Origin of the sequence: Desulfobacter postgatei 2ac9 (genome assembly GCF_000233695.2) — a bacterium.
GTDB lineage: Bacteria > Desulfobacterota > Desulfobacteria > Desulfobacterales > Desulfobacteraceae > Desulfobacter > Desulfobacter postgatei.
This window is the reverse complement of the sequence record NZ_CM001488.1, coordinates 1,388,857-1,411,496: the sequence shown is the minus strand read 5'-3', so window position 1 is coordinate 1,411,496 and position 22,640 is coordinate 1,388,857. Positions and strand designations below refer to the sequence as shown.

Annotated in this window: 19 protein-coding genes; 18 read left to right on the top strand and 1 reads right to left on the bottom strand. The window is 46.0% G+C overall.

Going from position 1 to position 22,640, the window contains the following annotated elements; genetic code table 11:
* The 18 genes from DESPODRAFT_RS06495 to DESPODRAFT_RS06410 form a co-directional block, all read left to right on the top strand.
* Positions 1-572 (top strand): reverse transcriptase domain-containing protein (locus tag DESPODRAFT_RS06495; protein WP_004072323.1); only part of this gene is annotated, 572 nt, incomplete at its 5' end.
* Between the two features lie 551 nt (positions 573-1,123).
* Positions 1,124-1,450 carry a hypothetical protein gene (locus DESPODRAFT_RS06490; protein ID WP_004072322.1) on the top strand — a complete coding sequence of 109 codons (327 nt, stop codon included), beginning with the start codon at positions 1,124-1,126 and terminating at the stop codon, positions 1,448-1,450.
* Between the two features lie 100 nt (positions 1,451-1,550).
* The gene (locus DESPODRAFT_RS06485) at positions 1,551-2,222 is read left to right on the top strand and encodes a MarC family NAAT transporter (protein WP_004072321.1); all 672 of its coding nucleotides are present in this window, start codon (positions 1,551-1,553) and stop codon (positions 2,220-2,222) included.
* Between the two features lie 74 nt (positions 2,223-2,296).
* Complete coding sequence (locus tag DESPODRAFT_RS06480) at positions 2,297-4,840, top strand: glycogen/starch/alpha-glucan phosphorylase (protein WP_004072320.1); 2,544 nt, start codon at positions 2,297-2,299, stop codon at positions 4,838-4,840.
* 141 nt (positions 4,841-4,981) lie between these two features.
* Positions 4,982-5,737, top strand: a complete 756-nt coding sequence (gene fabG / locus DESPODRAFT_RS06475; protein WP_004072319.1) for a 3-oxoacyl-ACP reductase FabG — start codon at positions 4,982-4,984, stop codon at positions 5,735-5,737.
* A gap of 117 nt (positions 5,738-5,854) precedes the next feature.
* A complete protein-coding gene (gap, locus tag DESPODRAFT_RS06470) occupies positions 5,855-6,853 on the top strand; it encodes a type I glyceraldehyde-3-phosphate dehydrogenase (protein WP_004072318.1) in 999 nt (332 codons plus the stop codon).
* Positions 6,854-6,886: 33 nt separating this feature from the next.
* Positions 6,887-7,459: a DUF2179 domain-containing protein gene (locus tag DESPODRAFT_RS06465; RefSeq protein WP_004072317.1), complete on the top strand. Its 573-nt coding sequence runs from the start codon at positions 6,887-6,889 to the stop codon at positions 7,457-7,459.
* A 19-nt stretch (positions 7,460-7,478) separates the two neighbouring features.
* Positions 7,479-9,305: an SLC13 family permease gene (locus DESPODRAFT_RS06460; RefSeq protein WP_004072316.1), complete on the top strand. Its 1,827-nt coding sequence runs from the start codon at positions 7,479-7,481 to the stop codon at positions 9,303-9,305.
* A 17-nt stretch (positions 9,306-9,322) separates the two neighbouring features.
* A complete protein-coding gene (locus DESPODRAFT_RS06455; RefSeq protein WP_040015872.1) occupies positions 9,323-9,763 on the top strand; it encodes a sensor histidine kinase in 441 nt (146 codons plus the stop codon).
* A 6-nt stretch (positions 9,764-9,769) separates the two neighbouring features.
* Complete coding sequence (locus tag DESPODRAFT_RS06450) at positions 9,770-11,116, top strand: sigma-54-dependent transcriptional regulator (protein WP_004072315.1); 1,347 nt, start codon at positions 9,770-9,772, stop codon at positions 11,114-11,116.
* A 396-nt stretch (positions 11,117-11,512) separates the two neighbouring features.
* Positions 11,513-11,965, top strand: coding sequence for a HEAT repeat domain-containing protein (locus tag DESPODRAFT_RS06445; protein ID WP_157488431.1), 453 nt, complete (start codon positions 11,513-11,515; stop codon positions 11,963-11,965).
* A gap of 342 nt (positions 11,966-12,307) precedes the next feature.
* Positions 12,308-12,538, top strand: a complete 231-nt coding sequence (locus DESPODRAFT_RS06435) for a hypothetical protein (RefSeq protein WP_004072313.1) — start codon at positions 12,308-12,310, stop codon at positions 12,536-12,538.
* On the top strand, positions 12,539-12,760 hold the full coding sequence (locus DESPODRAFT_RS19330) for a 30S ribosomal protein S27ae (protein WP_004072312.1): 222 nt from the start codon (positions 12,539-12,541) through the stop codon (positions 12,758-12,760).
* A gap of 15 nt (positions 12,761-12,775) precedes the next feature.
* Positions 12,776-13,189 carry a nucleoside diphosphate kinase regulator gene (rnk, locus tag DESPODRAFT_RS06430; RefSeq protein WP_004072311.1) on the top strand — a complete coding sequence of 138 codons (414 nt, stop codon included), beginning with the start codon at positions 12,776-12,778 and terminating at the stop codon, positions 13,187-13,189.
* A 227-nt stretch (positions 13,190-13,416) separates the two neighbouring features.
* Positions 13,417-13,809 (top strand): cyclic nucleotide-binding domain-containing protein, encoded by a 393-nt coding sequence (locus DESPODRAFT_RS06425; RefSeq protein WP_172635718.1) that lies wholly within the window; start codon positions 13,417-13,419, stop codon positions 13,807-13,809.
* A gap of 122 nt (positions 13,810-13,931) precedes the next feature.
* Entirely contained in the window at positions 13,932-15,935 is a 2,004-nt protein-coding gene (locus DESPODRAFT_RS06420; protein ID WP_004072309.1) for a monovalent cation:proton antiporter family protein, read from the top strand.
* Between the two features lie 82 nt (positions 15,936-16,017).
* A complete protein-coding gene (locus DESPODRAFT_RS06415) occupies positions 16,018-17,940 on the top strand; it encodes a bifunctional acetyl-CoA hydrolase/transferase family protein/GNAT family N-acetyltransferase (protein ID WP_004072308.1) in 1,923 nt (640 codons plus the stop codon).
* A 68-nt stretch (positions 17,941-18,008) separates the two neighbouring features.
* Positions 18,009-19,511 carry a glycogen synthase gene (locus DESPODRAFT_RS06410; protein WP_004072307.1) on the top strand — a complete coding sequence of 501 codons (1,503 nt, stop codon included), beginning with the start codon at positions 18,009-18,011 and terminating at the stop codon, positions 19,509-19,511.
* Positions 19,512-20,046: 535 nt separating this feature from the next.
* Here the strand turns inward: DESPODRAFT_RS06410 and DESPODRAFT_RS06405 are convergent.
* Positions 20,047-22,530, bottom strand: a complete 2,484-nt coding sequence (locus DESPODRAFT_RS06405; RefSeq protein ID WP_157488430.1) for a PEP/pyruvate-binding domain-containing protein — start codon at positions 22,528-22,530, stop codon at positions 20,047-20,049.
* Positions 22,531-22,640: the final 110 nt, after the last annotated feature.

The following is a 22,640-nucleotide window of genomic DNA, read 5'->3' as shown; positions in this document are numbered from 1 at the left end:
ATTGTGACGGAAGGGTGGAATTGTTCCGCTATTGTGATGACGTGGTGATCTGCTGCCAGTTTGAATATGATGCAAATCGGATAACACAAGCCCTTGGTAAACGCCTCGAAAGATTTGGACTGAAGCTGAACGAACTCAAAACAAAGTTGGTATCGTTCTCAAAGCAGGAAATGAGAAGTGGTAAAAAGCAGGGTACCTTCGATTTTTTGGGTTTTACCTTTTATCTTGGTAAGGCTCGAAAGGGGTTCATCGTTCCGAAACTGAAAACTTGCGGAAAACGCTTTAGAAGTAAACTCAAGAAAATCGGGGCATGGGCTCGTAGCGTAAAAGACCGTTTTGATCTCAAGGAAATATGGCGAAGATTCTGCAGCAAGATGAGGGGACACATCCGATATTATGGGGTGTCCAACAATGGCAAATGCTTGAGCCAATTTCGAAATCATGCTGTTCTGATAATGTTTAAATGGTTAAATAGGCGAAGTCAGCGTAAATCCTTTAACTGGGAGAAATTCAAGTTGTTTCTTGAAGCGTATCCTCCGCCGAAAGTTAGGATTTATCATACCCTTTTCTAAACCAGACAGACAGGTGAATGATTATATCTCGAGCCCATTGCCTAAATAGGGCACGATGGGTTCCAAATGGGGGGGAGCCGGGTGACCGGCTCCTCTACCAGATATTGTTAGTCAGCGTGCTTTTGCACAAAAGACCGGTGTTGCCCGATCAACCCTGCGGCATTGGATTGCCAGAAAAAATAATATCGATGCCGACCCTGTTTTAATCGAATTCTTTGAACACCCTGTCGGGATTCCTTTTTTGCACTGGTTGATGACGTTGGCTCATGTGTCGTTTACAAAAGCAGGAACTGCAAGCATTTACAATGTCAGCAATTTTTAAACAGATCAGGCCTTTCCTCTTTTGTTGCGTCATCTTATTCGGCTCAACGCAGGATATCTGCACAATTGGATAAAAAAACTATCCAGTTTGGGGAAGACGAGGATCAAAGATTTGCTCAGAAAATGCCTATAAAAAGATTACGCTTTGTGAAGATGAGACCTTTCATCCGGATGTCTGTCTTGTCGCTGTTGAACCGGTATCAAATTTTATCCTTGTAGAAAAATAGGCCATGAATCGAAAGGCAAAAACCTGGAATGAGGCGGTTAGCGAGGCGCTTGAGAAATTACCGGTTGAGGTAATTCAAATTAGCAGTGATGAAGGACGCAGCCTGATCTGTCAAGCCCTGAAATGTCTGAAGGTCCATCATTCTCCAGACTGTTTTCACGTCATCTATGAAATTGGTAAAGGTACTTGCGGCGCTTTGATGTCAAAGGTGAAAAAGGCTGAAAAAGAACACGAAAAAGCGGTCAAACAACTCCAACAAATAGAGCAGAAAAAAATGACACTGCTGACAAGCGGCCTCGGGGACAAAGGCCCCACTTTGAAAAAGGATTGAACACGCTCAGACACAAGAGCAACGCACCCAAAAAAACATAAAGCAGGCTCAGTGTCTTTGTTTATATTGGATAAAAAATGACTTCAAAGGACAATATTTTATGGGTGACTATTTTTTTGAACTGATAAGCTATGTAATTCTAGTCTTTACCGGCATTTTTCCCATCGCTAATCCATTTAGTACTGCACCTGTTTTTCTGGCATTGACTATAAATAACAGTAAAAAAGAACGTAATCGAATAGCCGCCAAGGCCTCAATATATATGGCTATTATTCTTTTGTTATTCCTGTGTGTCGGTGCCCTTATTCTGGGTTTTTTCAACATAAGCATTCCCGGATTACGAATTGCAGGTGGGCTTATAATTATTGTCACAGGAATAAAAATGCTCTTCCCGGATACCAACCGGACGAATGAGGTTCATTTACCTTCGGAAAACGAGAATATCGCGTTTACCCCATTGGCAATGCCTCTATTGAGCGGCCCCGGTTCAATAAGTGTCGTGTTGTCGATGTCCGACAGAGTGTCGAGTGCTCACTCGACTAAGGAAATGCTCATTGGTTATTGTGTAGTTGCCCTTGGAATAATACTTACCGTTTTTGCCTGCTGGGCGGTACTCCGATCATCAGCAAAAATAAGTAGATTTATGGGAAAGTCGGGCATAGATGTGCTGACGAGAATGATGGCCTTTTTTTTGGTAGCAATCGGCGTTGAATTTTTCCTCGGCGGCATAAGTGAATATATCAACAATGCAAGATTTACTACCATGGTGTGAGAGATTTTATATCTAAAAATTGAGACAATGACAGCATATTGATGAATAACCCCTGACAATCTTTGGAGGATGTAATGACCAAAAAAAAAGCCAACTACGGCAACAGTCAAACCAATGAACGGAAAACCATAAAAAAACTGAAACGCGGCTTTGCCTACAAGCTCTTCTATCAACTGGGCGTCTGGACGCAAAACGCATCACTGAACGACTACTATCTGGCGGTCAGCTATACGGTACGAGACCGGATGCAACAGCTGTTTATCAATACGATTAGGGCATTTCAGCAAAAAGACAGCAAGATAGTCAGTTATCTGTCGGCCGAGTTTTTGATGGGCCCCCATCTGCATAATAATTTGATCAATCTGGGCATCTATGACCAGGTAGCTCAGGCAGCGGCGGAATCCGGCCTTGACCTGCAGCAGATCATTGACCATGAGGAAGAACCCGGCCTGGGCAACGGCGGCCTGGGCAGGCTTGCGGCCTGCTATCTGGATTCCCTGGCCAGCCTGGAGATTCCCGCCATTGGTTATGGTATCCGTTATGAGTTCGGGATGTTTGATCAGGCGTTTGACAACGGCTGGCAGAAGGAGTTGAGCGATCGCTGGTTGCAGCCGGGCAACCCCTGGGAGTTTAAAAAAGCGGATATGGCTGTTGAGGTCGGCTCGGGCGGATACACCGAACAGTACAAGGATGACCACGGTAAATTACGGGTCCGCTGGGTCCCGGGAAAACTGGTTAAAGGTATCCCCTACGATACACCGATCCTTGGCTATCGGGTCAATACCGTCAATATGCTCCGCCTGTGGAGTGCCGAGGCACCTAAGAGCTTTGATTTTGCCGAATTTAATGTCGGTGACTATTTGGGCGCGGTACATGAAAAGATGCTGGCCGAGACAATTAGCAAGGTCCTCTATCCCAACGATGAACAGTCCCACGGTAAGGCACTCCGTCTCTACCAGCAGTATTTCTTTGTCTCTTGCTCGATGCAGGATATGATTCGTATCCATCTGTTTCAGTTTGAAAATCTGGACAATTTTTCCGACAAATTTGCCGTCCAGCTCAACGATACTCACCCGGCTATCGCGGTGCCTGAGTTTATGCGTCTTTTAGTCGATGTCCACCACTATGATTGGGACTCTGCATGGGAGATAGTCACGCACACCTTCGCCTATACCAACCACACCCTGCTCCCCGAGGCCCTGGAGAAATGGCCGGTGGCGATGCTGGCCGGACTGCTGCCCCGACACCTGGAGATTATTTATGAAATCAACCGCCGTTTTCTCGATCTGGTCCGTCTCGAATATCCCGGCGATGTTGACGTGGTACGACGGATGTCGATCATCGACGAAACAGGAGAGCGCTATGTGCGTATGGCCAATCTCGCCTGCGTCGGCGGCCATGCGATCAACGGAGTTGCCCAACTGCACACCAAGCTGCTCAAGGAACACACCCTGGTCGATTTTCACCGATTGTGGCCGGACAAACTGATCAACATTACCAACGGAGTGACCCCGCGTCGGTGGATGGTGGTGAGCAATCCGCGTCTGAGCCAACTGATCAGATCGGCCATCGGGGAAGAATGGATTACCGATCTGAAAAAACTCCAGGCGCTGGAGCCGCTTGCCGAGGATTCCGCATTCTGCGAGAAATGGCAACAGATCAAATTCGCCAACAAACAGGATATCTGCACCATGTTCGCTTGCAAACAGGGACCGAATTATAATCCCCAGGCCCTGTTTGACGTCCAGGTCAAACGAATCCATGAGTATAAACGACAACATCTTAACCTGCTGCACATCGTCACCTTATACCAACGCCTGAAGAATAATCCCGAGCTGGATATCCCGCCTCGTCTTTTTATTTTCGGGGGGAAGGCCGCGCCAAGTTATTTCATGGCCAAGCTCATCATAAAGTTGATCAACTCGGTGGCCGAGGTGGTCAACGGCGACCCCGCCGTCAATAAGCGTCTGCAGATCCTGTTCATCCCTAACTATAACGTGCAGATCGGCCATATCGTCTATCCAATGGCCGATTTGAGTGAACAGATCTCTCTTGCCGGCAAGGAGGCCTCGGGTACCGGCAATATGAAGTTTGCCATGAATGGGGCCTTGACTGTCGGTACCCTGGATGGTGCCAACGTAGAGATCCGGGAGGAGGTCGGGGCAGAAAATTTCTTTTTATTCGGCATGAACGTGGGAGAGGTTGAGGCCCGACGAGCGGCTGGCTATAATCCACAGGATATCTATAACGAAAATAAGGAATTGCATGCTGCCATCAATCTGATTGCTACCGGCCATTTCTCCCATGGTGATCGGGAGCTGTTCCGGCCGGTGATCGATTCCCTGCTCAAGCATGATCCATTTATGGTACTCGCCGATTACCAGGCCTATGTCGATTGCCAGCAGCAGGTGGGAGAGGTTTTTCAGGATCCGCAGCGATGGACCAGAATGGCTATTCTTAATGCGGCCCGCATAGGTAAATTCTCCTCGGATCGTTCCATTACCGAGTATTGCCGAAAAATCTGGCAGGTCAAGCCCTTCCCGGTGGCGCTTACACTGCAGCGAGTACCGGATGGGGGAATTAAGTTTCCCAAACGTAAGGAAATTGTGCGCACCTGATTGTGCTCAGTGCAATAAAAAGGAGAACTGATGCGTATGGAAAAAGATCGTTTTACAAAAGCTTAGTTTTCGTAAATTTGCTTATCTTGCTGATGAGGCAAAGTAAAAAGATTGTTGCTACTATTAAATACAGGAGGTCCTATGTTTAAGTTAACAGGTCAGGTTGCATTGGTGACGGGTGGCGCTAAAGGAATTGGTAAGGGCATTTCACAAACGCTCTGTAAAGCCGGCGCAAAAGTTATTATTGCCGATATTGATCAACAACAGGGTGCGGCCACGGCACAGAAGCTTGGCTGTTCCTTTAAAGCCCTGGATGTTACTTCCCGAGAAGCATGTCGGAACGTGATCGATGCGGTGATTAAAGATTTTGGCAAGCTGGAGATCGTATGTTCCAATACCGGTATATTTCCGCAGGCAACCTTAACAAAAATGACTGAAGCCGAATGGGATCAAACCCAAAACGTCAACTTGAAAGGTACTTTCTTTGTTGTCCAGGCCGCCTTGGCTGCCATGCGCAAAAATGGCTACGGACGCATTGTCATTACATCTTCCATAACCGGCGCAATCACCGGTTATCCGGGCTGGAGTCATTATGGCGCAAGTAAGGCAGGCCAGTTAGGTTTTATGCGCAGTGTTGCTTTGGAATGTGCGCGTGAAGGGATTACCGTAAACGCAGTAATGCCCGGCAATATTTTAACGGAAGGCCTGGCAGCACAGGGCGAGGCTTATCTCGAGGAAATGAAACACAGTATCCCGACCCACAGTTTAGGTAAGCCCGAAGATATTGGCCACGCGGTATGTTTTCTGGCATCAAAAGAAGCCAGTTTCATCACCGGTCAAACCATAATCGTTGATGGGGGACAAGTTCTGCCCGAATCGCCTGAAGCGCTCCTCTAAGTCGCGCTCAGATGTTCTCCCCCTTAAAGGACGCCTTTATCCTTCTCGTTAGATTTTTGGATTCAGCGCCCTTTAGGGTAATGTTGTCAATAACGGAACACAAAAAGGAGTGAGAATATGTATAAAGTTGCTATCAATGGATTGGGAAGAATCGGCAGGGCCACACTCAAGATCTTACTGGAGAATCCGAAACTTGAGCTTGTGGGGATGAACGACTTGCTTTCACCGGATAATCTCGCTTATTTGCTGAAATATGATTCGGTCTACGGCCGCTACGAAAGGCAAGTAAAAGTCGGAGAGGATAACCTTGTAATTGCGGATAAAAAATACCCTCTATTCAATGAAAAGGATCCCGCGCAACTTCCCTGGGGCGAGCTTGGAGTTGATATTGTATTTGAGTGTACAGGGATATTTCGGGAAAAAGAAGGATTGCAGAAGCACCTGCAGGCGGGTGCCAGGCATGTGATACTCTCGTCCCCTGAAAAAACGGGCGAAGTTGTATCGGTGGTCCACGCCGTCAATCGACCGGAAGGCAATCCGGAATTGATCTCGTGTGCGAGCTGCACGACCAACTGCATTGCACCGGTGGTCGAAATCATCGGTAGAAGAATTGGGATCAAAAAAGCGATCATGACCACTATTCATGCTTACACCTCCAGTCAGAGCATCGTCGACGGACCAAGAAATAAGTGGCGGCGTGGCAGGGCGGCAGCCGTTAATTTTGTGCCGACCACCACAGGAGCTGCAAAGGCCACAACTAAAGTACTTCCCCAATACAGCGGGAAATTCGATGGTGTCGCGGTGCGTGGCCCGATTCCCGTCGGCTCTCTGGCTGATCTTGTATTTTTGACCGAACGTAAAACGAACCCCGAAGAAATCAACTCCATTTTTATGGAAGAATCCAAAAGTGATCGCTATCGGGGGGTTGTCGGCGTATCCGAAGATCCGATCGTTTCTTCGGATATTATCAGAGATTCGCGTGCATCGATTGTCGATCCGACCATGACCCAGGTGGTGGGTGGCGATCTGTTGAAGATCATGAGCTGGTATGACAATGAATGGGGCTATAGTTCTCAAATGGTGAGGGAAGCCATCAGGATGATGAAGGCACCATGATATCCACCAATTTGAAATTAGGAGGTTCACATCATGCTTTTTCTTTTTGATTCAGAAATTCTGCTTACCGGGCTCTTTATTTTCTCTGCCCGTGTTGTCGATGTCTCTTTAGGCACTGTTCGTACTATTGTTACGGTCCAAGGTCGAGCTGTCGTCGCCTTTTTTCTGGCCGTAATTGAGATAACCATCTGGATAACTGCCATCAGCACCATAATCAAGCAGATCGATCAGTCACCGATTTTGGTTATGTTTTACTCCCTGGGGTATGCCTGTGGAAATGTTACAGGAATCCTCGTTGAACGTAAGTTGGCCTTTGGCAAGATCATCCTCAAAGTTTTTGCTGTCACCAATGGACAGGCAATCGCCGATAAAATCCGCAGCATGGGACAACCAGTGACTATCTTTAAGGGCTACGGCATGAATGGCCCAGTTTTGGAGCTGTATATCGCCTGTGGTCGGCGACACCTAAAGTGGATGCTGCCTGTGATCAACGAGTTTGACAAAAAAATTTTTTACGTCATCGAACCGGCCAGAGATATGAGCAACATACTCAGGCCGACCTTTTCACCACGGGGTGGCTGGAGATCTCGACAAAAAAAAAAATAATGGAGAAAACTGAATTATCATGCACAGTGAACTGCTTGTCGTCACAATAACCCTTTCCCTTGCGGTGATTTTTTTTGTTACCAACTGGGTGCGCAGCGATCTTGTTGCCATGCTGGTTATCCTTGTCTTCATGGTTTCTGGTGTGCTTACCATAGAGCAGTCCCTGGCCGGTTTCTCGGACCCAGTCGTCATCATCATTGTCTCGATGTTCATCATCAGTGAAGCGATTGTCCATACAGGAATTGCCCAGCGCCTCGGCGATTTTATTATTCGCCGAGGCGGAAACAATGAACTATTTCTAATGATCCTCATTATGCTGATCGTCGGCTTGACTGGTTCCTTTATGAGTTCGACGGCGACAGCCGCCATATTTATTCCGGTAGTCATGGCAGTGGCGGTTAAGGTCAACCTCAACCGAAAAAGACTCCTCATGCCACTCTCGGTTGGAGCCCTGATTAGCGGCATGATGACACTGGTCGCCACCACCCCCAACCTGGTCATCAACAAGGTTCTGAGGAGCCACGACCTTGAGCCACTTTCTTTTTTCAGCTTTACGCCATTTGGTGTCGCCACGCTTGTGGTGGGCATTCTGTTCATGGCCGTATTCGGTAGAGGAATACTGGCGCCGAAAACCGATGTTCCAAGCGGCAGAAAACAACGATCCGTGCTGGATCTGATTACGGCGTATAGTATGGAAAAACGTTTTTTCAGATTCCGCGTACAGAACGAATCGCCAATCATCGATCGTTCCGTAGCCAGAATTCCACTCACTCAAAAATATAACCTGAAACTGATCGCCTTTGAAAAATTACATGATGGAACCTGGAAGATAGAAAAACCGCGCCCAGATTCCATCTTTGATCCAGGCGATGTCATCGTATTAGTTGGGGAACCAGAGGACGCTCAACGCTTTTCTAATTATGGTGGTCTTACTCCCTTGTCACCAGTTGTCAGTGAGGCTAAGCAAAAGCAGTTTTTACGGACTATCGGAATTGCTGAAATCATGCTGACTCCTGATTCGCCGCTGCTTGGCAAGAATCTCAAGGAGCTGGAATTTCAAAACAGATACAATTGCCTAGTCGTTGGCATCCGTCGGCAGGGGCAGCCAATCGTCAATGCCATCGAGCAAATGCCTCTCGCTTTTGGTGATGTGTTGCTTATCTGTACAGATTGGCAGGCTATCATTCGCCTACGCAAATTTGTCGATGAATTCCTTGTACTGACCTTACCTGAAGAATATCAACTGGCCATGTACAAGTACCGCCGGGCACCACTCATGCTTATCATTCTTACTTTGATGGTGGTTACCATGACTAAGGGGGTCTTCCCGCCGGTGACGGCTGCCGCCCTCGCAGCCATGACTCTCATTCTCACACGTTGTATCAGCCTGGAAGCAATTTACCGAGTCATCAATTGGCAGGCAATTTTCCTCATCGCTGGCCTGCTGCCTTTAGCGACAGCCCTGGATAAAACCGGAGCATCTCAGGTGATTGCTGAGACTCTGGTTACCACCCTCAGCGGTGTTGGACCGGTACTCATGCTCGCTATTGTGTTCCTGGTGGCTTCGACACTCTCACTTTTTCTCTCCAACACGGCCACCGCAGTGCTGCTCGCTCCAATTGTGCTGGAGGCATCTGCGCAACTGCATGTTTCTCCGCAGGCCTTTGCCATGACCCTGGCCATTGCCTGTTCTGCGGCATTTGCAACCCCGATTGCTTCGCCTGTTAATATCCTCGTACAGGAGCCGGGTGGCTACACATTCATGGATTTTGTCAGAGTGGGCATCCCCCTGCAGTTACTGAGCTTGGCAATCACCGTTCTACTCGTGTCATTGTTTTACCTATAATTGGGGTTTGAGGCGCAATGGAACGATTATGCAAAGCTTTGCTTTACTGTGACGCAAAAAATATTCATGTTGAAATGACTTTAAGGCCTGATATCCCAGATGTTTTGGCAGATCCCAGCACCCTGCAGTCCATCATTACGAATCTTGTGGCAAACGCCATCGAGGCCATGCCTGATGGCGGCGTTCTTACATTGAGCACCCGCTATATTCCAGTCTTGAAACTGGTAAAAATTGAGGTGACAGATTCCGGTATCGGTATCTGCCAGGAGGATATGTCAAATATATTTAATCCGTTCTATTCAACCAAAAAGCCGGGGGAGGGAACGGGCTTGGGACTTTTTATCAGTTATGAAATGGCAAGGAAACTGGGCGGTGATTTAAAGGTGGTCAGTGCAACCCAGGACGATGCGAGCAAACCTGGGACAAATTTCACCCTTGAACTTCCAACTGGGGGCTAGAAAAATATGAGTGTGGTTCCGTTTAAAATATTAATCGTGGAAGATGATGTGACTTTAAACAGAGGCTTGGTACATGTCATTAAAAAAATGGGGTACGATGTATATTCCACAAAGTCCGGAGAACAAGCCCTGAAACAGATCAAGCAGCATTCATTTGATCTGGTGATTTCAGATTTAAAACTGCCTGGCATTGACGGTAAGCAGGTTTTAAAAGCAGCAAAAAAATACGATGCTGGTATCATGTTTATCATGATCACAGCATATGGCACAGTAGATACAGCCGTTTCTGCCATGAAAGAAGGGGCTGAAGATTATATTCTGAAACCCTTTGATATGGAAGAACTCAAAGTTGTAGTCAAAAAGACGTTGGAGAAAAAATCCCTGCTCATCGATAATATCCATTTAAAACGTCAGTTAAAACAGGAATATTCCTTTGATAATATCATAGGGAACAGCCCCTCAATGATGGCGGTTTTTAAAACTATCCACCATGTAAAAGATTCCAAAAGCACAGTACTGATTTGTGGCGAAACCGGTACCGGAAAAGAACTGGTGGCAAAGGCCATACATTATAATGGAGACAGGGCAGCAAAACCCTACATCCCGGTCAATTGTGCCGCAATCAATGAAAATTTGATGAGCAGTGAATTATTCGGACATGTTAAAGGCGCATATACCGGAGCGATATCGGATAAGCAGGGTTTTTTTGAGGCTGCCAACGGGGGCACCTTGTTCCTTGATGAAATCGGGGATATTGGCAAAGGGCTTCAACAAACCCTTCTAAGAGCTATTGAGAGTGGAGAAATCCGACCAGTAGGATCATTTGAACGGAAGATCGTTCAGGTTCGAATTATCGCTGCCACTAATAGAAATCTTGAGGATATGGTCGAAAAAGGTCGCTTCAGAGAAGATTTGTACTATAGACTTAATGTTGTCACCATCAGTTTACCGCCATTGCGTGAACGCATTGAGGACATTGCGCTGTTGGCCTTTTATTTTTTGAGACGTTATGCTGCCCAGAACAACAAGCAGATTGATCAAATATCCTACGATGCCTTAAAATTGATGGAAAAATACAATTGGCCCGGAAATGTGAGAGAGTTAGAAAACATTATCGAAAGAGCTACTTTATTCGAAGAAACCCCTGCGTTAACAGTAGAAAGCCTTCCCAGCATTTTCAGACACTCTGTCTCAAGACCCCCTCGCAGGAATATCAATTCATTGGATCAGATGAACAGAACGCACATTGAGGAAGTGCTGGAATCCACCGGAGGTAATAAAACCGAGGCCTCCAAAATTCTGGGTATCAATCGCTCTACGCTTTATCGGATTATGAAACGATTCAAAATTTAATGATTACCCCAACGTTGGGGAGTCATAAAATTATCAGGGCAATCCACCGGTAATGAAGGAAAGTCCACTCATCTAAAGTCAATTACACACCTTTTGGTGCAATTTGCATCGGTGTTGCATTCTGCGACACCGATGCAACGGTTTTCAAATTCGCATTAATCATAAAACCTTGTACTTTCAATGTTTTAAATAGAATCCAGATCTTGGTACACTCTTTGCTCTTACCATAACCAGAACAATAGGCAGCGTTTTTATATGAAATTTAAAATAATTTATTGAATTACTTTCATGTTTCGTTGTGAGTTGAATCTTGGTGCTGATAGACCAGGTCGGCCCATGGCCGTTAATGCAGAAAATCCGGGAGGCTGATAGTCAGTCTGTTTTTTAACTGGAGGGATGATGAAAGATCACATTTTTGGAAATCTAATGGACTGGGGGTATGCGCTGGACACGCTGCACCGTTTGAGAGATTCGGGAAGCCTGGACGATCATCAGGATGAGTTAATCCGGCTACTTCGTTATGACAAAAACTGGCGACTGCGTGAAGCTGCTGTTGAGGCTGCCGTGACATTAAGAAAGCCTTCCATTGAGACGGTAAAACAGATCGTCCAGCTGATTAAACGGGATGATCTTTACTATAACATCCGCATTATGGCGACCGAGGTTTTATCAACGCTGGTTTCGGTGATTATGGAGAACAAAGAGCTCAACAAGAACCTTGTCCGGGTGTGCATCAATGAGGCGAACCACGAGGTATCGGCATTATTGTCTTCGCCGGTACCGCCGATTTTCCATGATGTGTTGGACGTTACATATGAACAGATCCAAAAGGTTGCTGCAACGGTTTGATTGGCACACACTTAGATTTTTAGGACAAGGAGCGTGTCAGGCGAATAATGATCATTAATATGGAGACCATGAACAAGATGCATTTAAAGGATATGGAATCAGCCGAGAATATATCAACTTGGTATTTTTGCCCGTATTGCCAAAAACAGCTGTTTAAGGGGAACGTTAAAACATTGAGAATGACCTGTCCCAATTGCAACCGGCTCATTGAGTCAGACGGAAACTCTTCTCTGGGTCTAAAAAGAAGAGAATCGCCATCAGTTCCTGGAAAAGAGCCAATCGGATGACTGTTTGAACCATATAAAGTTTCAAGGAACACGAAAATATTATGAAGGTGGCAATATGATTTTAAAAAATGAACAAATGGATCTTTGCATCAATTGTACGAATATTCATCACTGTTTTTATTATAAAAAGAAAAAAGAACCTGTTTGGTTTTGCGAAGAGTATGCCTTGGAATATGTCTTCAATGATACTGCGGCATCCTTGAATGATGTTAAACAACTCAAAAGAGCCGAGGCGATGTTTTTGCCTGGAGAAAAACCGGGATTGTTCGATCAGGAGGGCGTATAAATGAGTTCATTTTTTCTGACTGGAAGCATAGGGACCAGTGTGCCTCTTAAACGAGTGTCGTGCCCAAAGTGTTTAACTGTTCAAATTGTGGCCTTCAGCAAAAGGCGTCAATCTGTAAAATGCAAATTTTGTGGCACGACGATTCAGCCCGGGAAAGGCAGAAAGCATAAAATCAGAAAATTTGAAACTACTGAACCATTTGAATCAAGAAATAGCGTGTAATACAAGGAAATTGAAATGGAAAAGGAATTCTTAATAACCGAATTTGATTTAGAGCGGTTAGAAGCTCTTTTAGAGAGGTGCTGGGACGTAAGTTGTTTTGATAATAAAAATCTGGAAGCCCTGCAAAAAAAAATATTAAACTGTATCGTTGTTCCCCCTGAGTATATTCCCGGGACAATTATTACTATGAACTCAACCTTTACTATTGAGAATGAGGCGACAAATAAAACAGAGACATATACCCTTGTCTTTCCGGAACATGCCGATATTGATGGTAATAAAATCTCTATCCTGGCTCCCATTGGAACGGCTGTTTTAGGGCACCGGGTCGGCGAATCCATCGAATGGGCAGCACCTTCAGGGCATAGACAAATAAGATTTGTTGAAATTCATTTCCAACCTGAAACCGCCGGACAGTTTGATACCTAAACAATGAAACCCTATCACAATCGACTGTATTTGTTGAAGTTTTATCAGAAAATTGATGAATTTAAAATTATGCAACCCATTTAATTTAAAAGTATTTCAAGATATCACTGCAACTTTTAGGGGATATATAAATTAATCGGTTGAATTCATATTGTACAGTTAATGTTATCCGGTACAGGTACAATGGTAAAAACATAAAATCAGGAGAATATGGAATGATTTCGAGGATGGATCAAATTAACTTTTTAGAAAAAGTTACTCTTTTCAAAAACCTCAGTCGTGACGAACTTGAATCTCTGGCTAGTATAAGTGAGATCCGTATATTCGAAAAGGGTGACTTTTTGTTTCAGCAGAACACCCAGCCGGACAGCATTTTTCTTATATATCAAGGAGATGTAGTGCTTTTTGTGACTACCCCATACGGTGAGAAGAAAACCATCACCTCTTTTGGGAAATATGATTTCTTAGGGGAGGGGTCCTTGATGGATGATTCTCCGCGCTCCACGTCTGCAAAGGCCGAATTCGACACCACTGTTTTGGTTTTACATAACAGCGACATTAGAAAAATTTTTAAATTGCATTCATTGCTTAGCGTCAAAATTTTTACCCAGATCATTTGATTTAGAGCGGTTAGAAGCTCTTTTAGAGAGGTGCTGGGGCGTAAGTTGTTTTGATAATAAAAATCTGGATTTAAAACAAAGCCGTCCGGAATTCACTGATTCATATTAAATTATAAAAAGACATGGGCATAGCAACAGATATAATTCTCCTCGTAGTCGCTGCATTTTTTTGTGGTTTAATTATGCAAAGAATGGGACAGCCCCTTATTCTGGGTTATATCCTGGCGGGTGTCGTTCTGGGACCGCATACAGGGGGCTTAACAGTCTCAGGCCTTCACGAAATTGAACTGCTTGCCGAGATCGGCATTGCGCTTTTGCTGTTTGCCTTGGGGCTTGAGTTCTCACTTAAAGACCTGAAACCGGTGAAAAAAATCGCACTGATTGGGACCCCGATTCAAATTTTTCTCACCATTGGACTTGGCTTCGGAATTGGAACCCTGCTGGGTCTGCCATGGAAGCCGTCGCTTTGGTTAGGGGCCTTGATTTCTCTTTCAAGCACCATGGTGCTTTTAAAAACATTAATGAATCAGGGATGGCTGGGGACCCTGTCAAGCAAAGTGATGATCGGGATGCTGATTGCCCAGGATCTGGCGGTCATCCCGATGATGATTATTCTGCCGCAATTGAATGATCCAACCGTTGGCCTGCCTGTGCTCGGTTTTGCCGCAATTAAAGCCGGCGGATTTCTTACGGGTATGATTTTTTTGGGTACACGACTGCTTCCAAAGATGATGTCGTATATCGCCAGGCTTGGATCAAGAGAATTGTTTTTATTATCCATTACAGCGATCGGTTTAGGCGTGGGCTATCTCACCTATCTGTCAGGCCTGTCTTTTGCTTTTGGTGCTTTTGTAGCCGGAATGGTTTTAAGTGAGTCTGATTACGGACACCAGGCACTAAGTGATATTATTTCCTTAAGAGACCTGTTCGGGTTGTTATTCTTTTCATCCGTCGGTATGCTCTTTGATCCGTTATTTTTATTCAATCATGCCAAAGAAATCATTTGGATTGTCCTGGCTGTCTGTATTGGAAAGGGATTGATTTTTGCATTCATATCACGGATTTTTAACTACCACAGCGTCATCCCATTGGCTGTCGGGATGGGTCTTTTTCAAATAGGGGAGTTTTCTTTTGTTCTTGCCAGGCTGGGGGTATCGACCGGCTCCATAGACAATCACTTGTATTCTCTTGTTTTAACTGCAACAATCCTGTCAATGGTTCTCACGCCCCTGGTTTCAGGGCAGACCGCCAGAGTTTATGCCTTTAAAAAACGCAGGTTGGGTCAGGAAAAACTTGAAACGTCAAATATTCCGGACCCGGGATATAAAAAACACGCCATTATTGTGGGGGGCGGGAGAGTCGGGTATCAGATCGCCTGCGCATTAAACCGTGTGGCGCTGCCGTTTATTGTGGTTGAAATTGATCACAGACGTTTTGAAAAAATTAAAGAGGCCGGCATGGCTGTTGTATACGGAGATGCCGGTCACGAGGGCGTCCTTGACGCTGCCGGAGTCACAACAGCATCGCTTCTCATATTAACCATTCCGGATATTTTAACGGGCCGGTCAATTATTATAACGGCAAAACAACTAAATCACCAAATAGCCGTTGTTGCCAGGACGCCAAACCCTGATTGTTTCAACGAGATGAAAGCGCTAGGCGTTTCAGGTGTGGCCATTCCTGAGTTTGAAGGGAGTATAGAAATAACACGGCAGGCATTGCTCCATCTACAAGTTCAACCAACGGAAATTCAAAGCATTACGGATACCATCCGGCAGGAATTATATGCCGATGTATTAAATACGGATGATCGTTATCATACGCTTTCGCAATTGCGCGGTGCTGAACACCAGTTTGATTTACAATGGATTCGGTTGCCTTCGGAAAGTTGTCTGGCAAACCGATCCATCGCCCAGAGCCAGATACGTAAAACAACCGGCGTATCTGTTGTTGGGGTTGTCCGCAATGGGCGGCTGAATCCAAACCCTGATCCAAATTTTATTCTGAGGCCCGAGGATTTGATCGCGATCATCGGCAATGAGATTCACAGGGAAGGATTTCTTCTTAAAACGGCATTTCAAAATGGGCCGGATCTCGGATTAAGAGTACAAAGATCCTGGCAATAGCACTCGGATCTCGATTGATGATGTTAATATAAGAAATATAAAAACCGTTTACAAGCAGACAATAAACACGAGGAGATTGATAATGGCAAAATCCACTTACTGGGCGGATTCCTATATAGAAAAACGTTGCAGTGCCCAGGAGGCCCTGAAACATATCCGGCCTGGTCAACGCATATTTATAGGCTCATCCTGTGCTGAACCCCAGCATCTTGTCCAAGAGTTATCCGAAATCTCCACACGATTCATCGATCTTGAAATCGTGCGCCTGCTCAACATTGAAAATGGACCGTTAACGCTTATCGCTAATGAGTCCCCATCCCATCAGTTCAAAATCAGATCCTTTTATTTAGGTTCCTGCGGTTGCAGCATTATAAAAAAAAATCAACGATTTATTACGCCGATAAACCTATCCCAGATCCCGCACCTGTTCAAATCCGGTCTCATGCCGTTGAATGCAGCCCTGATCCAGGCCACGCCGCCCGATGACTTTGGGTGGATGAGTCTTGGGATTTCCGTGGATATTAATCTGTCGGCCTGCGAAACCGCTGATATTGTCATATGCCAGGTTAACCCCAAAATGCCCCGGGTCCTGGGCAGAAGCTTTATTCATGTTAATGATGTTGATTTTATTGTGGAACATGAGGACCCACTTTTAACCATCCAGCGGCCCCCTGAACATGAGTCCGGCATTGCTATTGCCAAACTTATTTCACGTCTCATCGAAGACGGTTCAACCATCCAGACAAGTCTCAGCTTAACCACTGAAGCAATTAAGACGGCTTTGTCAAATAAAAATGATATTGGGATTCATTCACAATACCTGTCAGATGCAAGCATGCACCTTTTCTCCATGGGGGTGATTACCAATAAAAAGAAAGGATTTAATAACGGAAAGCTTGTGGCCGGCGCAGCCGTAGGCTCCCCGCAGCTTTATGAATTTCTTGACGATAATCCTTCCATTGAATTTTATCCCTCGGATTATGTCAACAATCCGGGAATCATTGGTCGCCACAATAAAATGGTCACCCTGAACACGGCCATGGCCATTGATCTCACCGGCCAGGTCGCAGCCGATGCCCTGCCGTTGAACAATTACACAGGGATTAATGGTCTGCTTGATTTTACCCGGGGGGCGGCCATGTCCAAAGGCGGAAAATCCATCCTCATGATGACATCTACCATGGATCACGGGCAAAAAAGCCGGATAGTGCCCCGTTTAGCAGAACACGCCGTGGTGGTACCAAGGGGAGATGTCCGGTTTGTGGCGACAGAATACGGACTGGTGAATCTTTTCGGCAAAACACTTCAGGAACGGGTCATGGCCCTGGTCTCCATTGCCCATCCGGATTTCAGGGATGAATTGTTTGCCGCAGCCAAAGAAATGGGTCTGGTTGACAGTAAACGCAAATTTAATCAGGCCAATAAAGGAATCTATCCGTTTAAATATGAGGAAACCATTATTATAAAAAATATTCCCATTACCTTCAGACCGGCAAAGCCGGTGGATGAGCGCTTTATCCAGGAACATTATTACACTATGAATCGTGGAGATATCGTTTCCAGGTTCTTTCATGAGAAAAGAAATTTTGCCTATGATCAAATTGAGACCACCTATGACATTGATTATATCAATGACCAGACCATCGTGGCTACGATAGGCGAACTGGGATTTGAAAAAGTTATTGCCGTGGGCGAATATTTCAGAAACACCAACACTAACATGGCCGAAGTTGCCTATTCCGTATCAAAAGAATACCAGGGTATGGGAATTGCCACGATCTTACAGAAAAAAATCAATCAGGCGGCCATTGACAACGGTATTAAAGGACTGACCGCCTATATTTCTTCACATAACAAAAGTATGATCAGCCTTTTTCATAAACAGCCATATAAAATCACAACTGAAAGAAATGAAGACGTGCTTATTTTAACCTGTATGTTCAATGAACCTAAAGAAGATGACGGTGGCAAAGCCTTGGGCGACGCCATTCTATCTATGGGTTAAATTTAAAATTCTTGACTTGTACCTGAATATTTTGCGCCTGACCGAAAACCAGGAAAAGGGAGGTCGTCATGCCTAATAGACCAAGAATTCTTATTGTAACCCCGGAAGTCACCTGGCTACCCGAAGGTATCAGCCCTGACGCCGATGATTACTCAGCCAAGGCCGGAGGCCTGGCAGATGTGTCGGCAGCACTGATCTCCGCGTTGTATGATTTAAGCTGTGATGTTCATGTGGCCATACCCGACTACAGGTCCATCTATCATGGCGATAAGGAACTCAGGTATCACCGGGAGGTGGAAAAAATATGCCGTCGCCTGCAGGAGGAACGGATTCATTTTGCCGCTGACCGGGTATTCCTCTACAAAGACGGCGTCTATTCCGGCTATTCGGATAAGGATCTCAAGGGGGCTCTGGCCTTTCAGCGGGAAGTGATAAACAACATCATCCCAAGGGTGAAGCCGGACATCATCCATTGCAACGACTGGATGACCGGACTGATTCCGGCCCTGGCCAGGCGATATGAGATCCCATGCCTGTTTACCATTCACAACATCCATACCATGACCTCCACCATGACCGAAATTGAGGACAGGGGTATTGATGCGGCAGCCTTCTGGCAGTGGCTCTACTTCAAACGCCCGCCCTTTAACTACGAGGAGAGCCGGGATACCAACCGGGTGGATTTTCTGGTGTCAGGAGTATTTTCCGCCCATTATGTGAACACGGTAAGCCCCACCTTCCTGCGTGAAATTGTTGAAAACCGCCACCCCTTTGTGGAACCGGAACTCAGGCAAGAACTGGCCCACAAATGGGATGCCGGATACGCCACAGGCATTTTAAATGCGCCTGAGCCCGAATTCAATCCAGCCGTGGATGACATGATCCAGTTCAATTACGGGCCTAAAAACCATCGTATTCGGAAACAACAGAATAAAGCTTTGCTGCAGAAATCCGTGGACCTTGAGATAAATCCAGATGCGCCTATGTTTTTCTGGCCCTCCCGCCTGGATCCTGTGCAGAAGGGTTGTACGCTTTTGGCAGAAACCATGTATGACATTATTTCCCGTTACTGGGATACAGGCATTCAGATTGTATCCGTGGCAGACGGAGCATATCAGAAACACTTCCACGATATTGTCAATTTCCATGGCCTGCATCGGCGAATCAGTATCTGGAGATTCGACGAACATTTGTCCCACCAGGCATTTGCAGCCAGTGATTTTATCTTCATGCCCTCTTCCTTTGAGCCGTGTGGCCTGCCCCAGATGATCGGAGGAATATACGGCAGCCTGCCCATTGTATTTGACACAGGTGGCCTGCATGACACGGTCAAACAACTGAATGTAAATCAGTCAACAGGAAATGGATTTATTTTCAATGTCCACGATGCCCAGGGACTGAACTGGGCCGTGGACCGTGCCATGGACTTTTTCCGCCTGGACCCGGATGAAAAAGAACACCAGCTCCGCAGAATCATGACGGAATCGGTACTTGAATTCAACCACAGCCGATGCGCTGAAAGCTATATTGAACTATATGAAAAAATGCTCAAAAGGCCATTCTTGGTCTAAACCTACATGGACAAATGATCCGTATCCGGCACCTTTTAAGCCCATTATCCGGTCACGGTTTGAAAATGACCATGTAAGCCTTTACCTGCCCAGTCGCTGCGTCTTGGTACTGGGGGTATTTTGAGCAGTCCCTCGAAACTGCCTAGTTTCAATTTAGAAGTTACTTTACCGCTCAGAGCAGCTTCGCTTCCACTACCCCAATTTGAGGTTTATTTTAACCGGAGGCCTCCATTTCGCTAACCATTTGAAATTATTGTACTGGGATATATAAAAAGTGCCCTAAGTATTGTGTAAAGAAAAATGTGGATTTTATATTAAAAAGGTAGTGGGTATGACTCGCAGTTCGATAAAAGGTAGGGGCTATGGCTCGCACTTAAATTTTTGGGCGGTTTATTGGCATCCTTCACAACTACTTTACACTTTCTGACGCAAGCTCCGCTTTCCAAGGGCTTCCCCCCAAAAAGTGTAAACTACTTTTAATTCAACTGGAGTGCAAAAGCAAGCCCAGCTCTGGTTCCAACGGCCCGGACAGGTTTCAAGGCTTTATGATCACACACCTGGATTGCCGGCCATCGATTTTCAAGGTCATGGGTTTTTCCAGTTTGACGTGACGGATAAATTCGGTTTCCGAAACAGCTGGAAGGGAATCAACCCATTCCCAATCAAAAAACTCACCTTTTTCCCCCGATTTGCCAGCGAATAGCTCATCGATCATTAAATAGTGAATCCCCAATGATGTAATATTGTGAAAGAAGTGAGATCCCTGGGAGTGGTCAGCGTTCAGCTTTTCGTTTCGGAGCTCCACAATGGCGCCAACTTTGGAAATGTCCCGCCACTTAACCGGTATTCCTAGCCACCGGTCCGATCCACCCCAGCGACCAGGACCCGCCAGAAGATAAGAGCGGTTTTCCGCCTCCAACTGGCGATTTATTTTATTGATCTCCCCTGCAATCTCCCTGGTAATATCCGTTTGAAATGCATCCGGCTTAATATAGACAATATCAACCATCTCCTTGCTGATACCGTTTCCAAGCGCCTTGGACGAATAACAAAAGGCATTCTCAAAATCCCATTCATGGATTTGAACCGTTTTGTGCTCTTCATTGGCATGCATGGCTCGAATCTGGAGCAGGTGAAAATCAGCATTCCGATCAGAATCCGGGTAGAGATTCACGGAAAACTCGATCTCAACCGGACAACCGAATGCCTTCTGACCAAACTCCAGCAAATCTATGAGCACCTGGGGAATATTGAACATGTTGTACTTTAATATCCTGGCATGGGTCAGGATTTTTGGACCCTTCGCCTCAAAAGTATCCCGGATGCGGTTCTCCTGAGGCACATAGGTACTGCAAAGAGTCCTGACTGGAAATTCATCTCCAGCCTCGTTCACCTCCCGCTTTTCAAGGTTAGAGTGAACCCGAAAATGCAATTGGTCCGGATAGTTTTTGACCTTGAGCGCATAAAACGAACGCTGGGCGTTTTCCAGCATGTCATCAATAATCGAAAAGTCTGGTATGTTTTTGGGATGACGAGGTGAAAACCGAATACACTTTTCACCACCCACCACCGTTTTTCCCAGGCCCAGCGCCATATGTACGATACCGTCTTCCGCCTTCATCTGTGAGAATGGATAGTAGTTGTACGACTGGGCCACACCGGAAATGGCAGGATAGAAATAGTCACCATGCTGGCTTCCTGCTACCTCCTGGATAATGACAGCCATGGACTCTTTGCTGTGCTGGTTGGAAGTACTCAAGGAAAACGCCTTGGGCTCTTCAAAATAGGTAGATGCAAAAACCAGCTTGATGGCAGTTACCAACTGAGTCAGCCTTGTGGAGAGATCCGGATCGTTGTTCGGGATCATATAGGTCCGATAAAGCCCGGCATAAGGCTGAAAATGGGCGTCCTCCATTCGACTGGAGGATCGGATAGAGAGAGGGTGCTTCACTTGTTTCAAGTAACTCATCAGGGTGTTTACAAGCGCTTCCGGAAATCGGGAGTTCAGAAAGTGCTGGCTGATCTCCACATCATCCAGCCGCTTACTCAACAATGACCGCAGATTGTTTTTGGAAACGAACGCCTCAAACACCGCTGTGCTGATGACAAGGGTCTTTGGGATATTGATGTTTATCGTGGGGTGCTTCTTCTGAAGCTCCGGATTCTGGCGGAACAGATCGGACATAAACGCCAACCCCCTGGCTTTTCCACCTAGAGATCCCGTACCAATCTTGACAAACCGCCGAATCTCATGATCAAAAGTCCCCTTGTCGTATTGACAGACCACCCCCTTGTTCCTGTATCTGCGGAGCTTGTTGATATATCGGATCAGTACTTCCCGCAGATCATCAACATTCTCGAAGTCAAAGCGGTTGATGGAACGTAACCTCATCGCCAGGGAAATCTCCGAACGGGCCATCACCCAGCGTGAAAAGTCATGACGCTCCGCATGATAGGCAATGGACTGTTTCGGGACCTCCCTTAGCTTGGCTTCCAGCGTCAGGAAATTTTTTGCTCGATCAATTTCAACACCGCTCGGCATTCGAAAAATAAAATCACCAAACCCAAGGTGTTCCAGACAATAGTTATGTAACTGCTTGCTGATAATGGGTGAGTTTTTGGCTATGAACAACAGGTCGTTTTCCTTGGCTTTCTCCTTATTGGCATCCTCAGTACTCAGCAGGAGGGTTCGCAAATCCGGCTGCTCCGTTTTGAGATGGGAAAGCAGATCTATGCCAGCCGCCGCCTTTAACTCCCCGCCAACAGGCAGACGGGTATCCGAAAACATGCACAGCATGTGGTTCTTATACTTCTCATAAAGCGCCCAACCCTCTTCATAGGTCTTCGCCAGGAGAATCTTGGGACGTACCCTCAGCGTCAAGGCCCTTTGCGCCTCGGTCAGGCCCACCTCTATCAGCGCCTGAACTTGGTTGACAATCTCCTTGTAAAGAATCGGAAGCAGCTGGGAATAGTAGTCAGGAGAGTCCTCTACCAGGATAACGACCCGAACGTTGGCCAACCCTACATCATGTTCTACGTTACGAAGATCTTCAACCGTTTTGATGATGGCAATCAGCAGCTCGGAATTGCCCGACCAGCGGAAGATAAGTAGGTGGACAAATATAATTC

Bases quoted from the DNA above. Each gene is read 5' to 3' on its own strand.
- DESPODRAFT_RS06490 (WP_004072322.1), top strand. From the start codon at position 1,124: ATGAATCGAAAGGCAAAAACCTGGAATGAGGCGGTTAGCGAGGCGCTT.
- DESPODRAFT_RS06485 (WP_004072321.1), top strand. From the start codon at position 1,551: ATGGGTGACTATTTTTTTGAACTGATAAGCTATGTAATTCTAGTCTTT.
- DESPODRAFT_RS06480 (WP_004072320.1), top strand. From the start codon at position 2,297: ATGACCAAAAAAAAAGCCAACTACGGCAACAGTCAAACCAATGAACGG.
- fabG (WP_004072319.1), top strand. From the start codon at position 4,982: ATGTTTAAGTTAACAGGTCAGGTTGCATTGGTGACGGGTGGCGCTAAA.
- gap (WP_004072318.1), top strand. From the start codon at position 5,855: ATGTATAAAGTTGCTATCAATGGATTGGGAAGAATCGGCAGGGCCACA.
- DESPODRAFT_RS06465 (WP_004072317.1), top strand. From the start codon at position 6,887: ATGCTTTTTCTTTTTGATTCAGAAATTCTGCTTACCGGGCTCTTTATT.
- DESPODRAFT_RS06460 (WP_004072316.1), top strand. From the start codon at position 7,479: ATGCACAGTGAACTGCTTGTCGTCACAATAACCCTTTCCCTTGCGGTG.
- DESPODRAFT_RS06455 (WP_040015872.1), top strand. From the start codon at position 9,323: ATGGAACGATTATGCAAAGCTTTGCTTTACTGTGACGCAAAAAATATT.
- DESPODRAFT_RS06450 (WP_004072315.1), top strand. From the start codon at position 9,770: ATGAGTGTGGTTCCGTTTAAAATATTAATCGTGGAAGATGATGTGACT.
- DESPODRAFT_RS06445 (WP_157488431.1), top strand. From the start codon at position 11,513: ATGATGAAAGATCACATTTTTGGAAATCTAATGGACTGGGGGTATGCG.
- DESPODRAFT_RS06435 (WP_004072313.1), top strand. From the start codon at position 12,308: ATGATTTTAAAAAATGAACAAATGGATCTTTGCATCAATTGTACGAAT.
- DESPODRAFT_RS19330 (WP_004072312.1), top strand. From the start codon at position 12,539: ATGAGTTCATTTTTTCTGACTGGAAGCATAGGGACCAGTGTGCCTCTT.
- rnk (WP_004072311.1), top strand. From the start codon at position 12,776: ATGGAAAAGGAATTCTTAATAACCGAATTTGATTTAGAGCGGTTAGAA.
- DESPODRAFT_RS06425 (WP_172635718.1), top strand. From the start codon at position 13,417: ATGGATCAAATTAACTTTTTAGAAAAAGTTACTCTTTTCAAAAACCTC.
- DESPODRAFT_RS06420 (WP_004072309.1), top strand. From the start codon at position 13,932: ATGGGCATAGCAACAGATATAATTCTCCTCGTAGTCGCTGCATTTTTT.
- DESPODRAFT_RS06415 (WP_004072308.1), top strand. From the start codon at position 16,018: ATGGCAAAATCCACTTACTGGGCGGATTCCTATATAGAAAAACGTTGC.
- DESPODRAFT_RS06410 (WP_004072307.1), top strand. From the start codon at position 18,009: ATGCCTAATAGACCAAGAATTCTTATTGTAACCCCGGAAGTCACCTGG.